This window comes from Streptomyces sp. NBC_01003, assembly GCF_045162695.1.
GTDB lineage: Bacteria > Actinomycetota > Actinomycetes > Streptomycetales > Streptomycetaceae > Streptomyces.
Genome location: NZ_CP108708.1, coordinates 212,924 through 219,041 on the forward strand (window position 1 = coordinate 212,924; position 6,118 = coordinate 219,041).

Annotated in this window: 7 protein-coding genes; 6 read left to right on the plus strand and 1 reads right to left on the minus strand. The window is 68.4% G+C overall.

Features of this window, described 5'->3' with window-relative positions:
* Nucleotides 1-112 precede the first annotated feature (112 nt).
* The 5 genes from OG698_RS48780 to OG698_RS48800 all read left to right on the plus strand — a co-directional run bounded on the left by OG698_RS48780 (nucleotide 113) and on the right by OG698_RS48800 (nucleotide 4,049).
* Complete coding sequence (locus OG698_RS48780; RefSeq protein ID WP_331729108.1) at nucleotides 113-670, plus strand: TetR/AcrR family transcriptional regulator; 558 nt, start codon at nucleotides 113-115, stop codon at nucleotides 668-670.
* A gap of 126 nt (nucleotides 671-796) precedes the next feature.
* Nucleotides 797-1,048: a hypothetical protein gene (locus OG698_RS48785; protein WP_406111842.1), complete on the plus strand. Its 252-nt coding sequence runs from the start codon at nucleotides 797-799 to the stop codon at nucleotides 1,046-1,048.
* The gene (locus tag OG698_RS48790) at nucleotides 1,048-2,685 is read left to right on the plus strand and encodes a helix-turn-helix transcriptional regulator (protein ID WP_331729102.1); all 1,638 of its coding nucleotides are present in this window, start codon (nucleotides 1,048-1,050) and stop codon (nucleotides 2,683-2,685) included. Before OG698_RS48785 ends, OG698_RS48790 begins: the two co-directional genes overlap by 1 nt.
* Nucleotides 2,686-3,261, plus strand: a complete 576-nt coding sequence (locus OG698_RS48795; RefSeq protein ID WP_331729099.1) for a transcriptional regulator — start codon at nucleotides 2,686-2,688, stop codon at nucleotides 3,259-3,261.
* 386 nt (nucleotides 3,262-3,647) lie between these two features.
* The gene (locus OG698_RS48800; protein WP_329580749.1) at nucleotides 3,648-4,049 is read left to right on the plus strand and encodes a hypothetical protein; all 402 of its coding nucleotides are present in this window, start codon (nucleotides 3,648-3,650) and stop codon (nucleotides 4,047-4,049) included.
* A gap of 525 nt (nucleotides 4,050-4,574) precedes the next feature.
* Here the strand turns inward: OG698_RS48800 and OG698_RS48805 are convergent.
* Entirely contained in the window at nucleotides 4,575-5,018 is a 444-nt protein-coding gene (locus OG698_RS48805; RefSeq protein ID WP_331729090.1) for a VOC family protein, read from the minus strand.
* Between the two features lie 267 nt (nucleotides 5,019-5,285).
* Between OG698_RS48805 and OG698_RS48810 the strand changes: the two genes are divergently transcribed.
* Nucleotides 5,286-5,462 (plus strand): DUF6247 family protein, encoded by a 177-nt coding sequence (locus tag OG698_RS48810; protein WP_406111839.1) that lies wholly within the window; start codon nucleotides 5,286-5,288, stop codon nucleotides 5,460-5,462.
* Nucleotides 5,463-6,118: the final 656 nt, after the last annotated feature.

A 6,118-nucleotide genomic window follows, 5' to 3' on the forward strand; every position in this document is an offset into this window, starting at 1 on the left:
GCCGGAGCAGTGCCCGCCCCCCTCATCAGGGCCACCTCCGCCGCTCGCCCGGATGGTGTGCAGCGGAAACCGGGGAAGGCCCGTACACACCGTGCGCGAGAGGAGCAACCACATGGGCGACACATCCACCACCGCTGCGGCCCTCCAAGGGCGCCGCGAACGCAACAGACTCCGGGTCAAGAACCGCATCTGCGAAACTGCGCTGCTCCTGTTCACACGGCAGGGATACGACCAGACCACCGTCGATGAAATCACCGAAGCGGCCGACGTGGCCCGCGGTACCTTCTTCAACCACTTCCAGCGCAAGGAAGACCCCATCGCCGAATGGGGCGAACAGCGGCGCGAACTGCTGCGCCAGGGGCTGAGGGCCGAAGGCCTCGAACACCCCCACGGCAAGGACACCCGACACACACTCTCCCGCTGCATGAGCATCCTCGCCGGCAGCAGCCAGGAGAACCCGGCACAGACCAAAGCCGTCCTCACCGCCTGGGTGCGTGCGGGCTTCCCGCTCCACGAACAGCCCTACGTCAGCGGCATGTTCACCGATTTCATCAAGGCCGAACATGGCACGGGGCAGGTTCCCGACACCGTCGACACCCAGCTCACGGGATACCTGATGCGCGATATCTGCCTCGGCACGCTCTACCGGTGGTCACAGTCCCCCCAGTGACCACGGCAACGCGACCTGCACCCTCACGCCGTCCGGTTGATCGCTCACTGTCCCGCGATGGCCTGACTCAAAACGGCGACCGTCACGAATTTAATGTATGTCACTGAAAGTGGTATCGTCTGGAGTGTGTCAGAGGTGGATGACGAGCGTGAACTCGCCGATGCAGTCGAGGTGTTGAAGGACGCCGAGGGTCGCGTCGCCGATGCGCTGCGCGTGTATCTGGCCCGTGATCCGGTCACCGGGCGGCCGGTGCACGGCCGGATCGGGCGGGCGGCACAGATCACCGGGTGGGGTGAGCAGCGGGTCAAGGAGACGGCCACCCCGGCCCTGGCCGAGCGCCGCCGCGCCAGGCGCTCGGACAAGGGGGCGGGTCAGTGATGAGCGAGTTCGACGCGATCGACTCCCTGCTCGCCTCGCTCACCCCGCAGGAGGAGCTTCCCGACACCGAGGTACGCCGGAGTCTGCGCGAGCAGGCGGGACTGTCGAAGGCGCAGGTGGCCCGGGCACTCGGCGTGAGCCCGTCCACCGTCACCGGGTGGGAATCGGGGCGTGACCCGGCGGGGGAGACGCGCGCGAAGTACGCCTACCTCCTGGACGGCCTGGCCGCGAAGTTCGCACCGCCCACCGAGCCCGACTCCGAGCCCGAGGCGGGGCCTGAGCCCGAGGCGGGGCCTGAGCCCGAGGCGGGGCCTGAGCCCGAGCCCGAGGCGGGCGAGGTGGCACCGGCCCCGGTTGCCGCGCCCGACGCGACCGAACCCTCACCGGCCGACGACAGGGACGACGCGGACGACGTCGAAACTCTGGCCACGCCCGAGCCGTGCGTCCTGTGCGCCAGCCCGGCCCGACAGCGCGTGGCCGGCTTTCCCCAGCACCTGGACCCTGCCGACTGCCGGCCCACCACCGGCGCCACGACAGCGGCTCTCACGGCTACGGATCCGAGCGCTCCGCAGGCCCAGACGGCACGTACGGCACGCCCGACACACGCGGCGCATGGTGCGCAGCGGCCGAAGAAGCCGGCCCCGCGTGGGCGGGCGTTCCAGGAGCCCTCCGGTCCGGCCGACCTGATCCACGAAGCCGTTCAAGCCGCGCTCGCCGCCCACGAGGGCGACGTCGAAGCCGCGAGTGCCGCGCTGCTGAAGCGGGCGATCCCGGACGCGATGGCGTTGCTGGACGAGACCCGTAAGGGCGCCCGCTACGACGTGATCGCCCACCCCTGGATCCCCGACATCCTGAAGAAACAGACCGCGAAGGGCGCCGACCGGATCTGGGAGGCCCGCCCCAAGTGGACCCGCCACGAGCTCCCGCCCGGTGAACACGAGGTGACCGCGCTCGACATCAACGGCGCCTACCTGTCCGCCCTCAAGACCCACCTTCCGCTCGGGCAGCTGGAGCACTCCACCGGCTTCGACCACGACCGGCGCCGCGCAGGCGTCCACCTGATCACCCCACCGCACTGGGAACACGAAGCGGTGCTGCCGAACCCGATCGGAAACCGGGACGAACCCGGCCCCCTGTGGGTCACCGAGCCCACCCTGCGCCTCCTGCTACGCCTGTCCGGCCCGAAGTACGGCCTGTGCGACCCCCCACAGATCCACGAGTCGTACACCTCCGGCGCCACCGAGAACCTCCTGGAGAAGTTCCGCATCGCCCTCAAGGATGCCCGCGAGCGGGCGATCGGCGAGGAGGACGAGGTGACGCTGGAGTACGTGAAGGCGATGTACTCCAAGTTCGTGTCCACGATGGGGGAGTCGAACTACAACCGGGAGCTGTACCGCCCGGACTGGATGCACCTCATCCGCTCCCAGGCCTTCGCCAACCTCTGGACGAAGGCCTACAAGGCCCACGAGGAGGGCCTGACCGTGGTGCGTGCGATGGGCACCGACGAACTCCACGTCATCGGTGACTGGCACAGTGTCTTCCCTGAGGGCCGTGGCGTTACCGAGGTCAAGGTGAAGGACACCTACACCGCCAAAGCCGCCGCCGACGACGCCCTGCAGGCGGGGGAGGGGGAGTAAGTGCCCGACAGGAATCTGGAGTTCGGCAAGTTCGGCGCCCGTGGGATCAAGGGCTACGAAGCCGCGGCCCGTCAGCTCGACCAGCTGGCCGCCTTCATCGCCAGCCCCGCAACCACCCGCCGTGGCATGCTGGCCCGCCTGCACTACCTCACCCGCACCGACCATGCGCGCGCGGCCGCACGTGAGGCCGGCCTCACCGTCACCGACCGCACGCTGAAACGCTGGGCCGAGGGCAAGGCCTCACCGTCGAAGACGAGCCTGGCACAGCTGGAAGCCGCCTACCGGCAGGTCCGCCGCCACAACGTCGCCCGGCACCTGCTGGCCCGCCTCAACCGGCAAGGCCGGGGCACCCGCGTCGAGTTCCATCCCCTCAACCAAGCCCAGGTCCCCCGACCGCTCCAGCGTGACGTTTCCTTCCGCACCCTCAACGTGCGGCACTGGGACCGGATGGTGCAGGCCTGGGCAGCCGATGACGACGAGGCCATGGACGAGGCATGGTTCGACGGCATCACCGTCGACCTCGGCTCCGACTACGGCGCCTACGAGTACGTCATGAACATCGGCTTCGCCGCCTAAGCGTGCACCCGCGGGCCTTGGCCGTTCCGCGCCCCAACACCCATACCAACCTCACCCCCAAGGCCCCGCGCACCGCTGAAAGCGGCCTGTGGGCACGCAGCGCGGGCCAGTGCGCCACCTACGCCGAGTGGGAAGCCTTGTGCACCGCGCGGGAGGCCCGATGAGCGCGATTGAGAACAGGCCTGCGCCGCAGTCGACTTGGACACCGCTGGAGCAGAGAGCCCCTGCGACTGGCCGAGAACCAGATATGACGGCTGGCTGGCGGCGTGGAAGCTGGCGGAAGAGGACAGCCGGCACAGCCGCCGTGTGAACCCTGGACACCCGTCCGCGGGAATGGGGGTGGACGCCCCCCGAGCTGAGAAAACACGCTGCTAGATTCGCCCACCATGCGATCACGTGACTACGACCTCGACTTCCGCGACAGGGCCGGGCGGATACGCGCCTGGGGCATAGGCCTGTTGGTTGTGGCGGCGCTGCAGTGGGCATGGTGTGCTCTGCTGCTGCTCACGCCATACTCGGTCGATCGCGAGCCAGACGACCAGTACCCCGCGGAGTGCGAGTCACGGTTGCTGACCGAACGCGGTACCGCCAACAACGGCCTGCAAAGCAGTGATTGGTGCCAGAACGAACGCGACTGGCCCGAAGCCCTGGCTGTGCTCGGGCTGTCCTTGCCGGTGTCGGTCGCTGGTGTGGCGCTCTTCACCAGCGGCAGCTTGAGCATCCGGATGAGCGCCCACGCAGAGGCGATGCGCGAATTGGACAAGCGCGCCGACGTACGGAACGCCTAGTGCTCCGACCGGGAAGGTTCGCCGGGTTCGCGGGTGGGTGGATGGCAAGTGACGACTTCCGGCTCCACCTGACACGCGCGCCGCGCGGGTAGGACGGCTCATGCCGCGCCGTGCCTGCCGTGGCGATGGTCAGGCCCCACCGGTCGGCGGCGATCCGGGCCGCGGCCGCGAGCTGGGAAGCGCCCCGCTCGCCCCAGCCCAGCAGTTCGGCTGCGTCCACCGGTGACACCAGCACTCGTCCGTAGGCGCGGCCTGTGTAGGGGGTGCGATGGGGTCCGCCTTCTCCAGGAGAGCGGCATAGCGGACCTGGACGTACAGGTCGCGTCCGTCTTCACTCACCAGCTGGTAGCCCACCGGGGCCCAGTCAGCGAGGACGAGTTGGCTCCCCTCGCCACCTCTCGGCGCAGCGTCGCCACCGAGTCTGCGTTGTCCTTCGGCTCAGGCGTTCTATGGTTGACACCTGCGGGCCTTGGTGACCTGGCCGTTGTGGGATGGCAAGGCACGTTGGTTGTCACCGAGCTCTGGTCAGTTGATGTCGAACTCGTTCCCTTCGGGGTCCTTCATTCCGACCGCGTAGTGGTCGATTCCTTCCTCGTACATGACAACCGTGATGAGGGCGCCCAAGCCCATCAGGCGGCCGGCTTCGGCGTCCACTCGCCTCTTCCGCGTCTCGATCGGGTCTGTGCGGTCGCCGCTGGCGTGGATGTCGATGTGCAGCCGGTTCTTCACGGCCTTCGCGTCCGGGACCACATGGAACCAGATGGCCGGTCCACCGCCCTGCGGGTCGCTGATCCGGTCCGCGCCGCCGGTCAACGCTTCTTCGGGCAGCCCCAGGTCACGGTAGTAGTTGTCCCATGTGGCGAAACCGGATGGGGGCGGTGCGAGTTCATAGCCCAGTGCGGCGGCCCAGAAATGGGCCTGGCGGTCGGGGTCGGCGCAGTCGATCACCAGTTGGTAGCGAGCGGACATCGGGATTCCTTTCAAAGCCGCACAACTCAACCCGCCATCCTGCCAGTCGCGAGACAAGAGCCGCGGCCCTGGAGAACCACGCGCCGACGCGAAGTGACAACAAGCCCGCCCAACTGCCCCGCACCGCACGTACGGTGGCGATGCGACCCCTCTGTAGGACCTGATGAGCGCGCAGCCCGAGGAAGCCCCCGCCGCCGCCCAGCTGCTCCAGGAGCTGCGCGCCGACCGGCGCTCGGAGACCTGGGTGTCCGCGTTCGAGCAGGACTGGTGCGCGCGTTGGACGACGCCCGGCACCCCTTCAGCCTCGCCCCAGTCCAGGACGTCGTCCGCACCTGGCGGGCCCGCCTCGCCGCGGCTCCGGCCGTTGACGAGTTCCTACTGGCCGGAGGCTGTGACGACTCCGACGGCATCGACCTGGACCAGGCCCTCGGAGCCCGCACGTGAGCGACGCACAACCGCCCTGGCCCGCCCGCCTGTCGCCTCAGGCAGCAGGTACCGCAGCAGAGTTGCCCGACCCGCCCGGTGATCAGATATGCGAGTCAGCGTCGGCCCCGAGATCGCCCAAACTCTTCCATCAAGGCTGTTTCTGACGAACCATCAGAGGAGGTGCCCCACGTCGAGCCCATCACCTATCTGCCATTACGGGCTCCCGTGACTGATGTGCTCGGCAGGGGCCAAGGCCACTGAATGATGTCGCCGATTAGTGAATGCTTGGCGACGTATATCAGGGCCAGCAGGGGCAGTCGGTGGTAAGCATCCAGGCCATAATCTAGCCAACTTGCCATAATGACACACACGCGGCTTGGGAGATTCTCGCCTTGTCCGATTCCGACCAGAAGCATGACGGATCGTCAAGGGCCTGCGCCACCACAGACGCACCGCCACATCCACGACCCGCCCGCGTAGCCAGCTGCTTTTGGCGGGACCGCGCGGAGCGTGGGCCTGCTAGGCCGGATCGCGGAGCGATCCGAGCCGTCAGCAGCGCGAAGCGGTGCTGACATGGCGTCACGGAGTGACGCCAACTCCCCGACGAAGTCGGGGAGTTCTTTCCGCGCGAAGCGCGGGAACCGCCGCGTAGCGGCGGCGCGTCGTGTCTGCGG